This is a genomic window from Kribbella rubisoli (assembly GCF_004217145.1).
GTDB lineage: Bacteria > Actinomycetota > Actinomycetes > Propionibacteriales > Kribbellaceae > Kribbella > Kribbella rubisoli.
This window is the reverse complement of record NZ_SHKR01000012.1, coordinates 989,227-1,007,962: the sequence shown is the minus strand read 5'-3', so window position 1 is coordinate 1,007,962 and position 18,736 is coordinate 989,227. Positions and strand designations below refer to the sequence as shown.

At 67.6% G+C, this 18,736-nt stretch carries 15 protein-coding genes; 4 read left to right on the top strand and 11 right to left on the bottom strand.

The genetic code is table 11. The features are described 5' to 3' along the window. Nucleotides 1–4: 4 nt before the first annotated feature. From EV645_RS19040 to EV645_RS19030, 3 genes are all read right to left on the bottom strand, one after another. Nucleotides 5–931: a carbohydrate ABC transporter permease gene (locus tag EV645_RS19040; RefSeq protein WP_130445224.1), complete on the bottom strand. Its 927-nt coding sequence runs from the start codon at nucleotides 929–931 to the stop codon at nucleotides 5–7. Next, complete coding sequence (locus EV645_RS19035; RefSeq protein ID WP_130445223.1) at nucleotides 928–2,262, bottom strand: ABC transporter substrate-binding protein; 1,335 nt, start codon at nucleotides 2,260–2,262, stop codon at nucleotides 928–930. Before EV645_RS19035 ends, EV645_RS19040 begins: the two co-directional genes overlap by 4 nt. Before the next feature lie 2,027 nt (nucleotides 2,263–4,289). Then, the gene (locus EV645_RS19030; protein ID WP_130445222.1) at nucleotides 4,290–6,716 is read right to left on the bottom strand and encodes a golvesin C-terminal-like domain-containing protein; all 2,427 of its coding nucleotides are present in this window, start codon (nucleotides 6,714–6,716) and stop codon (nucleotides 4,290–4,292) included. 253 nt (nucleotides 6,717–6,969) lie between these two features. Between EV645_RS19030 and EV645_RS42260 the strand changes: the two genes are divergently transcribed. The 3 genes from EV645_RS42260 (at nucleotide 6,970) to EV645_RS19015 (ending at nucleotide 10,542) form a co-directional block, all read left to right on the top strand. After that, the gene (locus EV645_RS42260) at nucleotides 6,970–7,431 is read left to right on the top strand and encodes a hypothetical protein (protein ID WP_198681700.1); all 462 of its coding nucleotides are present in this window, start codon (nucleotides 6,970–6,972) and stop codon (nucleotides 7,429–7,431) included. Next, nucleotides 7,428–9,557, top strand: coding sequence for a bifunctional polysaccharide deacetylase/glycosyltransferase family 2 protein (locus tag EV645_RS19020; protein ID WP_242000506.1), 2,130 nt, complete (start codon nucleotides 7,428–7,430; stop codon nucleotides 9,555–9,557). The genes EV645_RS42260 and EV645_RS19020 overlap by 4 nt, the downstream gene beginning before the upstream one ends. A 208-nt stretch (nucleotides 9,558–9,765) precedes the next feature. Continuing rightward, nucleotides 9,766–10,542 carry a hypothetical protein gene (locus EV645_RS19015; RefSeq protein ID WP_130445219.1) on the top strand — a complete coding sequence of 259 codons (777 nt, stop codon included), beginning with the start codon at nucleotides 9,766–9,768 and terminating at the stop codon, nucleotides 10,540–10,542. 186 nt (nucleotides 10,543–10,728) lie between these two features. Here EV645_RS19015 and EV645_RS19010 read toward each other — a convergent pair whose 3' ends face one another. The 7 genes from EV645_RS19010 to EV645_RS18980 form a co-directional block, all read right to left on the bottom strand. After that, a complete protein-coding gene (locus EV645_RS19010) occupies nucleotides 10,729–11,220 on the bottom strand; it encodes a DUF2231 domain-containing protein (protein ID WP_130445218.1) in 492 nt (163 codons plus the stop codon). A gap of 88 nt (nucleotides 11,221–11,308) precedes the next feature. Then, nucleotides 11,309–11,752 carry an FMN-binding protein gene (locus EV645_RS19005; protein WP_130445217.1) on the bottom strand — a complete coding sequence of 148 codons (444 nt, stop codon included), beginning with the start codon at nucleotides 11,750–11,752 and terminating at the stop codon, nucleotides 11,309–11,311. After that, nucleotides 11,749–12,255, bottom strand: coding sequence for an FMN-binding protein (locus EV645_RS42795; RefSeq protein ID WP_130445216.1), 507 nt, complete (start codon nucleotides 12,253–12,255; stop codon nucleotides 11,749–11,751). Before EV645_RS42795 ends, EV645_RS19005 begins: the two co-directional genes overlap by 4 nt. A gap of 35 nt (nucleotides 12,256–12,290) precedes the next feature. Next, the gene (locus EV645_RS18995) at nucleotides 12,291–13,712 is read right to left on the bottom strand and encodes a ferredoxin reductase family protein (protein ID WP_198681699.1); all 1,422 of its coding nucleotides are present in this window, start codon (nucleotides 13,710–13,712) and stop codon (nucleotides 12,291–12,293) included. 23 nt (nucleotides 13,713–13,735) lie between these two features. Further along, entirely contained in the window at nucleotides 13,736–14,968 is a 1,233-nt protein-coding gene (locus tag EV645_RS18990; protein ID WP_130445215.1) for a sensor histidine kinase, read from the bottom strand. After that, on the bottom strand, nucleotides 14,965–15,624 hold the full coding sequence (locus EV645_RS18985) for a response regulator transcription factor (RefSeq protein WP_130445214.1): 660 nt from the start codon (nucleotides 15,622–15,624) through the stop codon (nucleotides 14,965–14,967). The genes EV645_RS18990 and EV645_RS18985 overlap by 4 nt, the downstream gene beginning before the upstream one ends. After that, nucleotides 15,621–16,370 (bottom strand): FAD:protein FMN transferase, encoded by a 750-nt coding sequence (locus EV645_RS18980; protein ID WP_130445213.1) that lies wholly within the window; start codon nucleotides 16,368–16,370, stop codon nucleotides 15,621–15,623. The genes EV645_RS18985 and EV645_RS18980 overlap by 4 nt, the downstream gene beginning before the upstream one ends. Before the next feature lie 295 nt (nucleotides 16,371–16,665). On the opposite strand from EV645_RS18980, the gene EV645_RS18975 reads away from it, so the two are divergent. Continuing rightward, entirely contained in the window at nucleotides 16,666–17,571 is a 906-nt protein-coding gene (locus EV645_RS18975; RefSeq protein ID WP_157997104.1) for an aminoglycoside phosphotransferase family protein, read from the top strand. An 85-nt stretch (nucleotides 17,572–17,656) separates the two neighbouring features. On the opposite strand, the gene EV645_RS18970 is transcribed toward EV645_RS18975, so the two are convergent. Continuing rightward, entirely contained in the window at nucleotides 17,657–18,658 is a 1,002-nt protein-coding gene (locus EV645_RS18970; protein WP_130445211.1) for a LacI family DNA-binding transcriptional regulator, read from the bottom strand. Nucleotides 18,659–18,736: the final 78 nt, after the last annotated feature.

Genomic DNA, 18,736 nt, shown 5'->3' with positions numbered 1-18,736 from the left:
CGGGTCACCGCTTCCTGCGCGACAGCCGGAGCTGAAGACCCGCCAAGAGCACGAGCGCGCCGCCGAAGATGACCGACATCGCCGCGGCCGCACCGAAGCGGTGGTTCGTGAATGCCTCTTCGTAGATGCGCAGCGTCGGCACAATCGTGTGGTACGCCGGTCCGCCGTTGGTCAGCACCTGGACCGTGCCGAAGATCTGCAGCGCCGCCAACAGCGTGAGCAGCGACACGATCGTGGTGACCGGCGCAAGCTCCGGCCAGGTGATGTAGCGGAACTTCGCCCAGGCCCGCGCACCGTCGAGGCTCGCCGCCTCGTAGAGCTCGGCAGGCATGTCCTGTAAACCGGCGAGGAACAGGATGAAACCGAATCCCCAGTGGAACCAGATGAAGACAGCTGCTACCGCCGGCAACGCTGTGGCCGGATCGTTCAGCCAGTTGTGCTGCAGCGCCGACAGGCCGACCACATCCAGGAGGCGGTTGAGGATGCCGACCTTCGGCGCCAGCAGCCACGAGAACATCATTCCGACGACTACCACCGAGAACACGCCGGGCAGGTAGAACGCCGTACGGAACAACGCCTTACCGCGGCGAATCCGGTGGACGGCCAGCGCCATGCACAGTGAGATCCCGTTGCCGACGAAGAACCCGGCCAGGCCGAAGACGACCACGATCTTCATGGACTCCCAGAAGATCGAGTCGTGCAGGACTCGCGCGTAGTTCGCGAGTCCGACGAACGGCGTACTCGGGCTGACGCCGTCCCACTCCTGGAAACTCAGCAGGATCGCCTGGCCGAAGGGGACGAAAGTGAACACGGCGAGCAGTGCCAGCGCCGGCAGCAGGAACGCATAGGCCATCGCATGCTTGCGCCAGGCGCCAGGCCGCCGTCGAGTCCGAGCGCCGGCCAGGCGCCTGCTGAGGGTCGTCGTGGTCACTTGCTCTTCTTCTGTGCGGTTTGGACCTCGGCCAGGATCTGGTCGACGGTCTTCTCCTTCAGCGCCAGGGCCTGTACGCCGCTACCGATCACTGCACGCGTGTCGGAACTGAAGGGCGTCCGGATGACCTGAATGTTGTTCAACTGCGCGGCGAGGCCACTGGACTGTGGAGCGAGGTCGTCCGACTTCAGCGCCGGGTTGGCAGGTACCAGACCGACCATGTCTGCGAACACCTTCGCCTGGTCGGGCTCGGTCAGCCACTTCACGAACGCGACCGCGGCGTCGACGTTCTTCCCCTTCGGGTTGATGCACGCACCCTTGCCGATGTTGCCGACCGCCCGCGGCTTCTGGGTCGCGTCCGGCGTCGCGGGGACGGCGGCCGAGGTGTAGTCGGTGAAGTCCGGCGCCGTCGCCCGCCCGACACCGACCGCGACCGACGCGTCGAAGATCGACGCGGCGTCCTGCACGTTGAAGAACGACTTCTCGACGTTCGGGTTGTCGTCGTTGCCACCCGGGATCGCCTTGTTGACGATCACACCGGCCTCGACCAGGTCGCCGATCGCCTGCAATGCCTTGCGCCAGCCGTCCGCGGTCCACGGCGCCGTCCCCGCGAAGGTCGCCGTGATCTCGGCATCGGTCAGCCAGTTCGCGGCGAACGTCTGCAGCAGGTACGGCGTCAGCGAGGCGGCCACCAGGAAGGCCCCGTTTCCGCTGTGCTTGGAGATCGCCGTGAGTTGGTCGACCCAGTCCTTGGTCGTCGCGAGGTCCTTGCCCGGATCGACTCCGGCGTCCTTGTACGCCGTCGTGTTGCGGAGCAGGCCCCACAGCTGAATCTCCCAGTGCGCGGAGTAGATACCGGGCTTGACACCGCTCGCGTTGCCCTCCGGGATCGTGGCCAACTCCAGGGCGGTCGAAGCGAAGTTCTTCTTCCAGTCGCCCTTCAGCTCCGACGACAGATCGAGGGCCCAGCCGGCCTTGTAGTACGGAATCATGTCGGCGACCAGCAGCGCCGAGTAGATGTCCGGCATGTCACCCGACTGCGACTTCGACTGCAGCTTCGTCGGGAAGTCGACCGGGCCGACGTTGTCGACCGTGACTCGTACACCGGTCTGCTCTTGGTAGCTCTTCACCAGCTTGGCCAGCGCGTCCTTCTGGCCGCGTGACTGGTTCATGAACGTCAACTCGGTCGACGCCGACCCGGTCTTGCTGCTGTCAGGACCACAGCCGGCCAGCAGCGACGTGGCCGAGACCGCGGCGGCGCTGTAGCCGAGGAACCGGCGCCTGGTCAGGGAGTGGGGACGGCCGAGCGTCCCCCGGGTCGATTGCGACATGACAAGAACCTCTCTTCGGGAATGACGCGATCCCGGCGATCGAGACCGCGGGCTGTCCCCCGTCGAGCCCGCGGCCCCTGGCCAAACGGACTGTTACCGGTAACAATTGATACCGGTAACAGCATGCCGTGTCAACGGGTTGACGCTGCTTCGCAGCGCTGGCTACCGTGCGGCGGAACCCCACGAAGGCAGCTGATGAGCATCGATCGACGCACCCTGATCACGCGCCACAATCCGGTCTTCACCCGACCGCATCCGGCCGACACCCTGACCGTTGGCAACGGCGACATCGCGATGACGGTCGACCTGTCCGGACTGCAGACCTTCCCGGAATTTCACGAACTCCGGCCGGACCCACGGCGAGTGGTCAGCGACGGTGCCGACGGCCTGCCGCCACAGGAACAGCGGCCATTCGCGAAGGACGACTACCAGATCCCGCTGCGAATCCAGTCCAGCTGGGGGTGGTACCGCACGCGCGGCCGCCGTACGTACCAACTGGACGAGACATTCACCTGGTACTCCACAGACCGCGGCAAGGCGCCGTACCCAGATCGCATGGGACTCCAGCGCGCCGGCGACGACATCCCACCAGAGCTCGAGGCCGGCGCCTGGCTGCACTTCAACCCGCGGCGGCTCCACCTCGGCCGGCTCGCACTCGTCGGCGTCTCCGATCCGTCCCAACTGCGCGATGCTCGGACGGAACTCGATCTCTGGACGGGCACCGTCCGGGCCGAGTACGAACTGCACGGCCGGCGGGTCGTCGTACACACGACAGCAGATCCCACCGCCGATCGCTTCGCCGTCCGCCTCGAATCCGAACTGCTGCGAGACGGCCTGGCCGTCGCGTGGCACTTCGATGACCAACCCGACGATCTCGCGTCCTTCGAGCACCCGCTCGAACAGTCCGCCCAGTGGCGACAGGTCGACGGTCAGTGGCAATGCGAGCGCCGCGTCGAGTCCACGACGTACGCCGTATCGGTCGCCAGCAGCGGCCAGGTGGCCCGGGCTGACGGCTCGCTCGTGTGCACCAGCTCAACGTCCGAGCTCGAGCTCGTCGTTGCCCTTGGCCCCAACTCCGCCGGCCCCTGCTCCGCTGATGAGGTCTTCGAACGTGCGAGTTCCTGGTGGGCAACGTTCTGGAACGACGGAGTGGCCGTCAGCTTCGAAGGCAGCACCGACGACCGGGCGCTGGAACTCGAGCGCAGGACAGTGCTCTCCCAATACCTCACCGCCGTCAACTGCGCCGGCTCGACGCCGCCCCAAGAGACCGGCCTCACCTACAACAGCTGGTCGGGCAAGTTCCACCTCGAGATGCATTGGTGGCATGCGGCGCACTTCCCGCTGTGGCGACGCGGCCATCTGCTGGAGCGCAGCCTCGGCTGGTACCACGACACCCTCGACGCCGCCAAGGCAACCGCCCGCCAGCAGGGCTACCGCGGGGCGCGTTGGCCCAAGCAGACCGACCCGTCGGGACGTGAGTCACCGAGCAACATCGGCGCCTTCATCGTCTGGCAGCAGCCCCACATCATCTACCTCCTCGAACTGCTGTACGCCGAAGGCCGACCGCACCGCTTTCTCACCGAGCACTATTCGCTGGTGGAGGCGACCGCCGACTTCATGGCCGACTTCGTTGCCGAACACAACGGCCTCTTCGAACTGCCACCACCGCTCGTTCCCGCACAGGAGAGCTACCTAGCCACCCGGGCCACCACCGCCAACCCAACCTTCGAACTGACCTACTGGAGCTGGGCCCTCGGAGTCGCGAACGAATGGCGCCGACGCCTGAAGCTCCCGGAGTCCGATCGCTGGGCCCGAGTCAGCTCTCGCATGCGCCCTCCCCTTGTCATGCCCGACACGACGTACGCCGCCGTTACGACACCGCCGTACCTGATCCGCGAGGACCACCCATCGATGCTGATGGCCTACGGCTGGATTCCGCGATCGCCCCAGATCCAGCCCACCGCAATGGCCGCCACCCTCGACGCAGTCTGGGACACCTGGGACCTGCAATCCACCTGGGGCTGGGACTACCCGGTGATGTCGATGACCGCAACCCGACTGTCGGACCTGCGCCGCGCGGTCGACGCCCTGCTCATCCCTTCACCCAAAAACACCTTCCTCCCCAACGGACACGCACCCCAGCGACCAGGGTTCCTATCCCTGTACCTCCCGGCCAACGGTGGCCTACTCGCAGCCGTCGCCCACCTCTCCGCGGCAGTACGCGTCGGCACGCCAATGCCCGACAACTGGCACCTGACCACCGACAACATGCCGTCCAACCTCACCACCTGAGCGCTGCACTTCGGACCGCAGATCTCCAGAGACGCGGCGATCACACCACCTCCACCGCTGGAATCGGTGGCGTTCAGATGGCCGTTAAGCTCGACCCGGCTGATGGGGTTGCCGCCGCCGAACACGTAGCGGTTCGCGTTCCACGGATCCGATCCCAGTCCGAGGCCGGATAAGGCGCCGTTGAACATGTCGCGGGTGAGGAACCGGTTCAGGCCGAGGTTGTACTCGCGGAAGCCCATGTCGTAGGTGCTGGTGGCGCCGTTGAAGCGGGCGGAGTTGAAGCGGTAGGGGTTGACGATGTCGGCGTCCTGGGCGGCGTCGTCCTTGATGGCGTCGTCGCCGGTGGTGCCTTTCTTGTCGGGTTGACCGTAGGCGGTGTAGCGGTACGTCGACGTCGTCGTACCCGTCGACGCATCGGTCAACGTTTCGACATCGCCGTGCGGGTTCGTGCCGTAGAACGACTTCTTCGACGTCGTGCCACTCACCGGCGAGTCCACCAGCGACAGATTCTCGCCGCCGGCGCCGTAGGCGTAGGACTTAGAGGTCTTCCAAGTGCCGCTGGTGTCCTTCTCCGCCTCGGCCGCGACCTGGTTGGCCAGACCATGAACGTGTACCGCGTGGAGACCGAGGCCGCGGTGCCGACTTTCTCGGACTGGGAACTGACGCGGTCGAACGGGTCGTAGCGCTGGTTCAGCGTCGTCCCGCCGGGGACCGCCTTGGTCAGGCGGTTGCGGTCGTAGGTCATCGTCGACACCGTCGCGCCGACGGTTTGTTGTGGTGTTGCGGGCCGCGTCGTACTCGTACGCCTCGCTGTCGCCCTTGTCCACACCGGTCTTGACCACCGCAGCCAGCTGCCGCGACGGCGTGTAGCTGTAGCTGGATGCCAGGTCCAGGTACGCGGACGAGTTCGCCTGCAGGACCTTCTCGACATCCAGCGAACGATCCCCGTCAGGGTTGTAGTCCAGCGAATGCGACGAAACGATCTGGCCGCCGCTGGTCTTCTTGGACAGGATCCGCTGCAGACCGTCCTCGTGATACGTGTACGTTGCCAGGTTGCCGTTCGGCTCCGTGACCGTCGACTGCAGACCACGTCCGTCGTAGGTGTAGCTCCAGGTATCCGTGCTCGTCGGTGTGGAGCCGGCCTTCACCGTATCGACCAGGTTGCGGACATCCCACGTGTAGCCGGTGTAACGAGTCACGCCGACCGTGTTCGCATCCGCTGCCCGTTGCGCGTTGGTCGAGAGCACGTTGGAGTCGAGGTCGTAGGTGTAGTCGGTCGTCGCCTTGCTCGTGGTGCCCTTGAGCTCCTCGACCTTCGTGGTACGGGCCAGGCCGTCGGCCGTGACCTTGAAGGTGTCGGTGGCGGCGTTGGGGTTGTTGTCCTTGACCTCGGTCTGCTGACCGTTGGCGTCGTAGTTGTAGGTGAACGAGCGGTTGTCGACCGGGTTGGTCGAGACCAGCTTGATCGCGTCCGCCGACACCACACCCGTTGCCGACGGCGCCAAGGTGATGGTCTTCGCGACGCCGTTCGGGAACGAGTAGTTGCCGAGGCTCACCCACGGACTCGCTGCGGTACAGGCCTTCTGATCGACGGTCTTGGTCGCCGATCCCGCGGAGTGGTTGATCGTGTACGTCGCAGCCGTGGTCGCATCGGTCCGAACCGGGCAGGAGGCGTAGACATCGAACGAGCCCGCCACATCGGGCAGCACACGCCAACTGAACGTGTCAGATGAGCCGGTCGCCGCGGCGTGCATGCGGTAGTCGGTACCCTGGGTGTTGGTGCCACCCGGGACAGTCGTCCACGTGCCCGCTGAGGAGGATTGCCAGGTGTCGGCGTTGTCGATGACGTCAACCGGCTGCTGTGCTGCTGTGTCGGAGCGGGAGGCCAGCGCACCATCGGGGTAGTAGCCCCACGCCTGCGTGCGTTTGGCGTCGTCGCCGGGCACCGTCAGCGTACGGTCGGTCTGCTGGCCCAGCTGGTTGTACCCGTAGGTCGCGGTGATCTGCCACGGGTCCGTCGAGGTCTTGATGTCACCCGAGCCGTAGTAGGTGAAGTTCGTCCACTGCGTACCAGAACTGCCGAACGTCGGTTCGGACTGCGCCGGCGGATCCGGCGCACCCCGAGCGACACCGGCGAAAGGCAGGAGATTTCTATCGTTCAAATACTCTCCGGCGCAAGCCCATTGCAGCTTGTTGCAAACTTAGGAAGCCCTTAGCAACAAAGGGAAAGGCGAAACTGAGAGCGAGCTCAGCGACAGTCTCACCTGACCGGCGAGTAGCGTGTACGATCCACGGATTGTGAAGCCGCCCTCTTCCCGGCCGCCCGTCTTTGTGGACGCGTCCGGGCGCCGCCGTCGCCTGATTCGCCGTACCGGCGTCGCATTAGCCGTTCCCGCGGTCGGCTATCTGATTCTGATGAGCAGCAGTCTGCTGGGCGGGCCGCGCCTGGACACGCCGCTGATCCCACTTCCCGAGGCGGTCACGAAGCCGCTGCAGCGGCCGACGGCGCCACCGGCCGAAGTCGCGGCCGAGACGGCGCAGCCGACCGGAGGCTCTTCGGCGACGCCCGGTGACGGATCGACCGGTGGACCGACCAACGGTTCCTCGACGGAGCCGACATCGACCACCGGCACGACGGCTCCCACCGGCGGGCCGACGTCCGCGCCGACCATGGTTCCGACGACCGGTGGGTCCACGACGATCGTCCCGCCGGTGACTCCGGTGCCGCCGCCGCTCACCGTCGTACCCACAACCACCACGACGACGACCGTTCCGACCACGACGACTACCACGACAACCGTGCCGACCACGACCACGACGCACGGCAACAAGCCGACCACCCCGCCCGGTCGGACGAAGACGCCGACCAAACCGTGAGCAGACCGGCGGCTCGTCGCGCCAAGCAGGTCCCACTCCGGACGCACTGGATCGTCATGACGATGCTGCTGGTCTGCCTGTCCAGCATGTTGCTGCTGAACGGCTACACGCACCACATGTTCGGCGCGGAGCCTGACGGTGCGGTCCAGCCGTCCGGCGGGTCCGCGTCGGTGCCACGACAGATCGTCACCGGCGGGCCGGTCATCGACGCCGGCTCCGGCGCACCACGGTCGGTGTCACCGAAAGCCCGGACGATCGCGCTCACGTTCGACGACGGGCCGGACCCGGTCTGGACGCCGAAGGTGCTGGACCTGTTGAAGGCGCAGCACGTGCACGCGACCTTCTTCGTCGTCGGCACCGCGGTCGCCGCGCACCCCGAGCTGGCCCGCCGGATAGTCGCCGAAGGCCACCAGATCGCGGTGCACACCTTCACCCACGCCAACCTGTCAACTGCGCCCGGCTGGCGCCGGTCCCTCGAGCTCCGGCAGAGCCAGCTCATCCTCGCAGGGGCCACCGGAGTCAGTACGACGTTGCTCCGCCCGCCGTACTCGTCCGAGCCGAGAGCACTGACCGATCGCGACTGGGCCGCCCTCCAGCAGGTCCGGGAGGCGGGGTACCTGGCCGTCCTGACCACCCAGGACAGCCAGGACTGGCGCCGCCCCGGCACCAACCAGGTGATCGCCAACTCCATGCCGCGCAACACCGCCGGGCAGGTGCTACTGATGCACGACGCCGGCGGCGACCGCAGCCAGACCGTCGAGGCACTCAGCAGGCTGATTCCGCGGCTCAAGGCCCGCGGGTTCCGGTTCGCCACCGTCAGCGACGCAGTCGGCCTCCCGGACCCAGCTCGCCATGCGAACCTGTTGGACCGCGGCCGCGGGCTCGCCGTCATCTGGGCGATGCGGATCAGCGACAGCGTCCTCACCGTGCTCACCTGGCTGCTGTACGCCGCCGGCGCGCTCAGCGTGCTGCGCGCGATCACAACGCTGATCGCCGCGCGACGCCATGCCCGCCGAATGCGCGGCCGCGTCTGGGGAGCATCCGTGACCGAACCGGTCAGCGTGATCGTCCCGGCATACAACGAAAGCGCAGGTATCGAGGCCGCGATCCGGTCGCTCGTCGCCTCGGACCACCCGCTCGAGGTGATCGTGGTCGACGACGGTTCGACCGACGGTACGGCGGACCTGGTCGAATCCCTGCGGATCCCCGGCGTACGGGTGATCCGGCAGCCGAACTCCGGCAAACCGATCGCCCTCAACACCGGACTGCAGGCCGCACGGTTCGACCTGATCGTGATGGTCGACGGCGACACCGTGTTCGAGACCGATGCGGTCCGGATGCTCGTGCAGCCGTTCGCCGACCCGGCCGTCGGCGCGGTGTCGGGCAATGCCAAGGTCCTCAACCGGGGCGGCCTGCTGGGCCGCTGGCAGCACATCGAGTACGTCATCGGGTTCAACCTCGACCGGCGGCTGTTCGACCTGGCCGAGTGCATGCCGACCGTTCCCGGTGCGGTCGGCGGATTCCGGCGTACGGCGCTGGAGCGAATCGGCGGACTCAGCGACGTGACTCTTGCCGAGGACACCGATCTGACGATGGCGTTGTGCCGCGACGGATGGCTGGTCGTGTACGAGGAGCGCGCGGTCGCGTGGACGGAGGCGCCGGCATCGCTGGGCGCGCTGTGGCGGCAGCGGTACCGCTGGTGCTACGGGACCCTGCAGGCGATGTGGAAACACCGCGGCGCTCTGGTGCAGCGCTGGCAGGCCGGCAAGCTCGGCCGACGGGGCCTGACCTACCTCATGCTCTTCCAGGTCCTCCTGCCACTGCTCGCACCAGTGGTCGACGTGTTCGCGATCTACGGCCTTGTCTTCCTCGACCCACTACGCGTCGGACTCGTCTGGCTCGGCTTCCTGGCCCTGCAGTTCGCGATGGGCCTGTACGCCTTCCGACTCGACGGCGAAAAGCCCGGCCCGCTGTGGACCCTCCCCCTCCAGCAGTTCGTCTACCGCCAGCTCATGTACCTCGTCGTCATCCAGTCCGTCTTCACCGCCCTCGCCGGCTCACGGCTGCGCTGGCAACGAATGGAACGCTACGGAAGCCTCCACATGCCCGCCAACACCCAGTCCTGAGCTGGCATCGGACCGAGTACCGGCAGGCGCCGCCGGACGACGTCGAACTCAATGACAGCAGCGCTGTAACGCCCCGCGCACTGGTACCGATGTAGTCCATGCGGGCGATCGCCGTACCTCGACGTCGCCTGCGAGAGTTCGGTTTTCTGGTGTGCCGGGAAGTCTGGTCGGCAGCGCCCGACCCATGCCCGCATACCAGGAGACTCCCATGGCCAAGCCCTTTCGTACTGTCGCCTCCGCCGCCGTCGTGCTGCTCGCGCTCGCCGCCTGCTCCACCGGCACCAAGGCCGGCGCGCCCACGCCCTCGAGCGCGCCGTCGTCGACACCCAGCCCGACCATGACCACATCGGCGGTCACCACGCCGACCGCCGTACCGCCGTCGACTCCAACTGCCCAGACCGCACGTACGGCGGCCACCTTGACCAAAGCACTGCTCGCACTCGCAGATCTCCCGGCCGGGTTCTCCCTCGAGAAGGACGACAACAGCGACGGCCCCGATGTCGCGGTCTCGTCGAAAGACTCCCGCTGCGCCAGGCTCGTCGCCTACACGAACGCCGACAACCCGCCCGGCTCGAAGGCGTCCGCGAGCCAGTCGTACTCCGGCGGCGCACAGGGACCGTTCATCGACGAGAGCATCGACGCGATGGCGTCTCCCGCGGCGGTCCGGGCCCTGCAGAAGTCGTTCAAGCAGGCCGTCGCGGCCTGCCGCACGATGACCTTGAAGGTCCCCGGCGAAGGCAGTTCGCCGATCAGCGTCCGTCCGGTCTCCGCACCTCAAGCCGGCACCGACCCCGTCGCCGTACGCTTCACCGCGACCTCCGGGCCCCTCGAAGGATTCGAGGTCACCATGGTCACCACCGGCGTCGACGATGTCGTCCTGGCCGTCACCGTGATCAACGGCCTCCCCGAAGACCTCGACGGCGCCACCAGCACCGCCGTCGAGAAGGCACAAGACGTCCTCGGCGCAACCCAGTCCGGCACCTGATCAGCCGTGACAATCCACAAGACCAAGGCGAAAGTACTGCCCGGCTGGATCGTCTTCGGCGGCTGGTGAGGCGAGTTGTCGATCGACGGCGACCTGATCCGCATCGCCGGCACGCTCGCCGTCACCGCTACCAGTGGATCACTGACCCACCAGACGAAGGCAACCTTGATCGTGCGCTGACCGTTGTCACGGGCGGGCGGCCCAGTTGCTCCAGCTCGCTTTCGCGCCGGAGTCGCCGATACGGACGACGTCGTACACCGAGACACCGCCGACGAGGACCGCCACCACCGTCAGCGCGGTGGTGAAAACGGTGGAGTTGGGAGCGAGGTAGTGCCGCTTCGCCGGAGTCCGGCCGGAGACCTCGCGCTGGCGCCACCACACGACGACACAAACGATTGCCACCGCGACAGCTACATAGATGGCGGTGTCGCCGAGCTCGGCGTGCCGGTCGATCAACGGAGTCGGAGTCAGGCGGTGTTCGAGCCACTCCCCCGCGCTGGTGGTGATCGGCACGAGGACAACGACGAGCAGCGACAAGACCGCGTTCGGTCCCGCGAGCCGGCGCCTGGCCGCAGGCCACAGCGCAGTCAGCACCAGGAGCACGGCCGACAGCGGCAGCAGGACGACAATGGCGTGCACCAGCAGCACGTGGGCGGGAAGACCGTTGACTGTCTGCATCGGGTTCCTTCGGATAGCTCGGGACCGCATTGGATCGGTGGTCAGGAACCCCAGGCTCGCAGCGCTATCTTGGTGTTTTCTTGGACTCTCAGCTGAAGTGCGCGGCGTCCAGTGCAGACTGCAACGACTGCCGGTATCCGTCCGAGGTGAACGTTGCCCCCGACACGGTGTCGATCCGGGCACCCTGGGCCGCGACCGCTTCCTGCTCCAACTGCGGCAGAGCATACGAGTTGATCTCCCGGTCCCGGCCGCTCGACGACGGGTAGACAAGCGACGTCACCGCGACCAGCCGGTGCGCCCGGATCGTGACCCGGACCTGGACAGGGCCGTACCGCGTGTCCACCGAGCTCCCGTTGACGACCACATCGCTGCTCCCCGGTGAGGTGCTCACGACTCCCGGTACTGCCGCAGCGACCGATGGGGTGTCGACGTGATTGCGGCTGGTCGGGTACAGGAAGAGGAGCACAAGCAGTACGCCGCTGGCTCCGCCGACCACCGCGTTGCGTCGCAATCGCTCCGCGTGCGCACTCATCGCGCGCCGGCCCGGTGCGCCGCGTCGATTGCCGACTGCAACGACTTGGCATAGCCGTCCGACGTGAACGTTGCTCCCGACACCGTGTCGACCTGTGCGCTCTGTGCGGCTACCGCCTCCTGGTCGAGCTGTGGGATCGCGGAACTGTTGATCTCGTCGGTCTGCCCGTCGCCACTCGGACGCTCGAGGGCCCGTGACGTGGTGATGCGGCCGCCCCGCATCGTGATCTCGACCTGCACCGGTCCGTACTGGGTGTCGACGACATCACCGGCCACAGTGAGCGCCGCGGACGAGCTCGGCTTCGTACGAGTCGACTGCCGCGGCGTTGCCGACGGCGTAGCCGACGGTGTCTTCGCAGGAGATTTCGACTGTGGTTCAGATGATGGCGCTCGCGGTGCAGCTGTCGGCGTCGTCGTCCGCGAGGTGTTTGCCTCGGAGACCGTCCGCGGCTGTGTTCCGGTCCGATAGGCAACCGCCACCACCGCCGTTGTCGCGATGGTCATCACTACCCTCGTCCCGCGCCTCATCCGCACTCTCCTCACCACGAGAACCGCTCCTGGTGCAGCTGGCCGTCCGGCAGTCCGTCGGCCCGCGCCGCCGCACACACCGCGTCCATCCACCGGTCCGGCCCGCAAACGTAGACGTCGTACTGCTCGATCTCCGGGACCAGCTGACGCATGGCGTCCGCGTCGGACCAGTTCCACGCACTCTCCGGCAACCAAGAGTTCCGCTTCGGGGTCCGCCGGCCGAGCAGGTAGTGCACGGTGATGCCGCGCCGCCGAGCCAGCTGCTCGAGCTCGTCCCGGAAAACCAGGTCCACAGCCTCATGCGCCCGGTACACCAGGACCGCATTGCCCGGCCGGTACGCGAGCTCCTCAAGCAGCGCCCGCAGCGGGGTGATGCCGATTCCGCAGGCGAACATCGCGACCCGATCCGTCACCCGTCGCTCCGCGGTCAGCCGCCCGTACGGCCCTTCGATCGCGACCTTCGTCCCCGGACGCAGCCGGGCGAGGCGGCCGCTGCCGTCACCCGCCGTCTTGGCCGTCACGCGCAACTGATCGGGCGCCGGCGACGCCGACAGCGAGTACGGGTTGCCCCGCGACCACCCCGGGCCGTCGAGGAATCGGAACACGAAGTACTGCCCGGCCCGGACCGGCATCCGATGCAGTCCACGCCCGCCCAGCTGCACCGTCACCACACCGGGCGCTTCGTGGATCACGTCGCGCACGGTCAACCCGTGGCGCACCGTCCGCCATACCGGCAGGACGAGGCGGTACAACACGATCGCGGCTGCAGCCACGCCGTACGCCGACCACCAGTAAAGCCGGGCGAGCGGTGACGTCGTGAAGTCCGCACCGGTCCAGATCTCGTGCGGCACCGACAATCCGACCCCGACGTACGCGTACAGGTGGAGCAGGTGCCACGACTCGTACCGCAACGCCCGCCGCGCCGCCCGCACCGACGTGACCACGACCAAGGTCAACGCGACGGTCGCCGCCGCGGCGAGCAGCATGCCGCCGTACGTCGTGACCACAGACCAGGTCTCACGCACGAGATCGCTGTGATCGCGCAGGGTGTATCCGACCAGGATCGCGGCGATGTGCACCAGCAGCAGGTTGAACGACCAGAAGCCGACCAACCGGTGCCGCCTCGCCAACTCGTCCTGGCCGTAGCTGCGCTCGATCGCCGGCACGCGAGCCATCAGGAACACCTGCACCAGCAGCAGATCGGCGGCGACCAGACCCGACAGCCGGCCCAGTGAGGTCAGCAGGTCCGCGGGTCCGGTCGCCAGATTCTGAACGCCGCGCCCCGACACCCAGAGGGCGACCACCACGAGGGCGCTTCCCCAGCAGCTGATGCCTACGGCGTCGCGCCACCAGGCAGGAGTTCGGCGTGGGCGGCGCCGGGCATGAGCGATCCGCGGGCGGCGCATCGCCTGCAGGGAACCGCTGAACGTCATACTCCGACGATGACGGCGGATTCTTAGTCGTTCCTTGGACCTCTGTCGGCGATCGCCGGGAGCACCAGCTCGAACGTCGCTCCGACTTCGCTCGGGGCGAGCCGCAAGTGCCCGCCGAGCCGGTTCGCGACGTCATGTGCAAGCGCCAGTCCCAGACCGTAGTGAGCCCGTCCGGACCGATGGCCACCCGAGTCGAACCGGCGCAGGACCCGTTGCGCGGCCTCCGGACCGATCCCCGGACCGGTGTCGCTGACCGCCAGAATCACGTCACCGCGGTGCCGCCGTACGCCGAGGCGCACCTCACCGCCTCGGGGCGTGTGATCGATCGCGTTGTCCACCAGGGCGATCGTCGCTCGCCGGATCGCACTCGTCGCACCTAGGGCGAGCGCCTTGTCACCGTCCGCGACCCACCGCAGCCGTACGCCGGCCTCCCCGGCATGCGCCGCCGCACTGGCGGCAACATCCTCGGCGACCTTGACCAGGTCGACCGGCTCATGGTTCTCGGAACCTCGCGGATCAGCCGCGGCAAGCAGATCGTCGACGACCTCCGCGAGCCGGCGGGTGTCGTCGACCACACCGTCCGCGTCACCGAGGATGTCGGGGCCCGCACCGCTGCGACGCAACGCCCGCTCGAGCACTTGTGCCCGGGTACTCAGCAACGTCAGCGGTGTCCGCAGCTCATGCCCGGCGTCGGCCACGAACGCCCGCTGCAGCGTGAGGGCCTCAGCAAGCGGACGGACTGCGCGCCGCCCGATCAGAACTCCCAGCAAACCGGCCAGCACGAGCCCCAAGGCCGCCGCGAACCCCATGGCCTGCAGCAAACGGGCCCGCTCCCGGTGCGCGGCCGCCAAATCCAGCACAGCCTGCACCGGCCGGCCCTTCGACAACCCGCTGGCGACGCGGAACTCGCCTTCGTCATTCTCGACGGTCAGCAACTGAACCTGGTCGGTCGCCCGGCCCCGCAGAGCCGCGAGCTCCGGGAGCAGGTCGTCCGGAAGACCCGCTGTCGTGGTCGTCCCGGATGAACCCGCCATCACCAACCAGGTGCCTGCGGGCGGATCGCCGACGTCATCGGCCGTAGCCACCGCTGACCGCAGTAAGTCATCAGCAGCACCTGCCTGGCCGCGCACCACGACCAGCGTGACCAAGGCGATCAGCACGAGCATTGCCGCGGCGACCAGACCGGCGGCCTGTACGGCGACGCCGCGGGCGGCTCGGCGAACCAGCACCTCGTCACCGATCGGTCGCCCGCTCATGAACTCCCCAGCCGGTAGCCGAGCCCACGCACCGTACTGATCACACCCCGGCCCAGTTTCCGCCGGCAGTAGTGCACGTAGGTGTCGACGACAGTTTCCGACTCTGCCTCGCCGAAGACCCGGTCAAGCAGGTCAGCCCGGCTGAACACGACGCCGGGCCGCGCCGCGAGCAGCGCGAGCAGCGCCGCTTCCCGCTCCGACAACTCCACCGACTCCCCGTCCGTACGCCGTACTCTCCGGCCTGCGATGTGCAGCCAACCACCCGGCACCGCGAGCTCGACAGCACGATCGAGGTGCCGGCGGAGCAGCGCCCGCAGACGGGCCAGCAACTCGGTGAGCTCGAACGGCTTGGTCAAATAGTCCTCGGCGCCGGCGTCGAGGCCCTCGACACGGTCCTGCGTGCTCTTCCGTGCCGACAGCACCAGGATGGGTGTCCGGACACCGCGACTGCGCAACCGTGCGATCAGGTCGAGGCCCTCGACGGCCGGCAGGCCGCGATCGACGATCATCGCGTCCACCGGGTGAGTCAGCGCGAGGTGCAGGCCGGTGTGCCCGTCTGACGCCCGCGTGACCATGTACCCCTCATCGGTCAGCACCCGGTCGAGGAGACCGGCCAGGTCGTCGTCGTCCTCGACCAGCAGCAGCTGTGTCGTCATCCACCCCACCCGGCGGTCGTGAACAAGTTGCCATCAGCAAGAATGCCGAGCCCCTCGTAGCCCGGCAGCACGGCGACCACCTCCGGCCAGTCGTCACCCGCGACGAAGGCTGCCGTGGCGAGTACATCGGCGTACTCCAGGGACGGCCCGGTCACCGACACCGACAACCAGCGCGTCTGCGCGGGGCGGCCGTTTCGAGGGTCGTAGAGGTGCGCGCCGCGGGCCGCGGTTCCGCTGGTAGCCACGGCTCCCGCGCTCCGCGCCACGCTCGCGACAACGCGGCCGGGATCGCGCGGGTCCTGGATGCCGACCGTGAACGGCTCGCCGCTCGGACACACCACAAGCACGTCACCTCCCGCATTGAGGCACCAGTCCACGCCGTCGACCTTCCGCAACCACGCACCGGCCCTCTCGACCGCCCACCCCTTCACCAGTCCCGAAGGATCCCAGCCGCCGCCAGGCACCGCTGCGTCGAACAAGCCTCCGGTCAGCTCGCGCGCCGCGACGCACCGCTCGGCCACATCCCGCACCACCACCTCGACACCGTCCCAGCTCACCTCGCCACGGCCCAGCCGACTCACCGCGCTGTCCGGCTTGTACGGCGAGAACACCCGATCGACCTCGGCCAGCTCTGCGACGACGTTCCGCACCGCCGCCTCCGCCTGCTCCGAGCCGGCGTCGCGCCCGCGGGCGAGCACACTGATCGGCAGCCCCATGATCTGCTCGACCCAGCTCCGCCTCGCCATACCGCCACCGTACGACGGCTCAACGAGCCACGCCGCTCGGCTCGGCTACCCGCGACTCCGGCGGCGCGTCGGCAACCTGTGCCCGACGCTGCCGTCGGATCAAACCGACTCCGACCGCCAAGGACAGCAGAGCGATCAGTACGGCACCTACGTTCACCCATGGCCCCAGCGGCTCGCGCTGCTCAAATCACAGGGCCTCGGCGGACGCCAATTGGATGGCGGTGCTCGCAGTTTGGTTTGTAGGGTGTTCGACCCGGTGGGCGGTCCACACCCACATAACTCGGAAGGCGTCGACGTGAGCGACGGCAGGCTTGGGGACCTCGGGAGCATCGTGCCGGCGTCGCTGGCGGATCGGATTCGGTCGTATCACTCCGGCGGCGCGGCCTGGCTGAAGGAACTGCCTGGGCTGATCGCGAAGTGTGTAACCCAGTGGGATCTGACGTTGATGCCCGCGTTCGAACCGGGTGGCGATTCGAGCTGGACGGCGCCGGTGAAACGGAGTAGCGGTGAGGTTGCTGTACTTCAGATCACTGTTCCGCTGCCGGTTCACCACGATCACGTCACCGCTCTGCGGGCATGGGCAGGCCGCGGTGCTGTAAGGCTGTTCGCCCACGACCCGACGATCCGGGCCACCTTGATGGAGTGCTGCGTCCCAGGGGTCGACGCGGCGGATCTGCCTCCGGAGGAGGCGGACGACATCGCGGTCGAGGTACTTTCGAACTTGTGGGCGGCCAGGGTTCCAGCTTCCGGTGGTCAGCCGCTGGCCGAGGCCGCCAGCCAGCGCGCGCAGGTCCTGGAAGCCCGGGCCGACCAGTTTGGTGATGTCGTTGATCCAGGGCCGCTCCGCGAAGCAGCCGAGCTGTTCACCTCATTGCCGACATCGGCGACTCGTAAGGTCATGCTCCACGGCGACTTCCATCGGCGAAACGTTCTCCTGTCGGAAAGAGGCTGGCTCGCCATCGATCCGTCATCGACGATCGGCGACCCGTCCTTCGACGTCGCGATGTTCCTTCAGCACGATATGCACTCGCTCGCCACGACCAGACGGGTCGACCCGTTGGCGGATCGGCTCGGGCTCGAACGACAGCGGACGCGAGCTTGGCTGTTTGCTCTAGCAACCCAGACGGCATCCTGGCACCTATCCATCGGAGGCAGGCCGATGCACGACGCCTACAGCCGCGCCGCATCCACGCTGCTCTGATGCCCAGGACCGCTGCAGCTCCGGCGAGCTGCAGCTGGGAGCGCATCTGGGGCAGTTGTCACTCTGGCGAGGTGTGGCACTGTGGTCAGTCGTTCAGGCGTTCGACTGAGCCGCCTGGGACCAGTTGGGCGGGGAGGAACTGGACTACGGGCGACCGTGGCAGCGCGGGCCCGGAGGTGTCGAGGCGGCGGCGTAGGAGGTCGGCGGCTCTTGTTGCGATGTCTTGTGTGGGCTGGGCGATGACGGTGAGGCGGGGCACCGTTGCCTGAGCCAGTTCGGCGCCGTCGAAGCCGACCAGGGAGATGTCGCGGCCGAGGCGGAGGCCTGACTCGTTGATTGCGATGAGAGCGCCCAGCGTGAGTTCGTAGTTGGCGCAGAAGATTGCGGTGGGGCGGTCGCGCAGTGCCAGGAAGCCAGTGATCGAGTCGTGTCCGGTGCGGACGATCAGTGGCCCGCGGGCCTCGTGCTCCGGGGAGATGGCGACGCCGGCCTCTGCGAGCCGCTCGGTGAAGCCCGAGGCTCGCAGGCGCATGGTGGATACCGACGGTGGTCCGGCCACAATGGCGATGCGCCGATGCCCGTGGTCCAGCAGCAGGCGTGCGGCCGTCGCGCCCGCACCGGCGTTGTCGAGGAAGACCCCATCGGTATGGAGTTCGTCCGCCGCCCAGTCGATGAGGACCACCGGCACCCGCCGCATCGCCGCGCGGAGGGGTTCGATGTCGTGCCCTGACGGTACGGCAATGATGCCGTCGACCATCTGGCTCAACAGCAGTCCCACCGTGTCCTCCTCGCCGGAAGGGCTGGCGGCGACGATGACGCTGACGCCCACGGATCTCAGGGCAGCCTCGACCCCGGCGATGATCGTCAGATGGAAATCGTTGTTGAGGGCGGGCAGTACGACACCGACGGTTCCGGATCGCCTCGACCGTAGGCCCCGAGCCATCGCGTTGGGGCGGAAATCGAGCGCGGCAGCAGCAGCCTCGATCGCAGCACGGTTCGACTCGAGCACGGTTCGGCCGTTGAAGTACTTCGAGATCGTGGCCAGCGACAGCCCCGTCTCCCGCTGGATGTCCTTATAGGTAGCCATCACCCTCCTTCCACGAATCGTATCGTTTCGGCTGCCTTCAAGCGCTCCAACACACAGGCGGAAGCCACCCCCACAGGT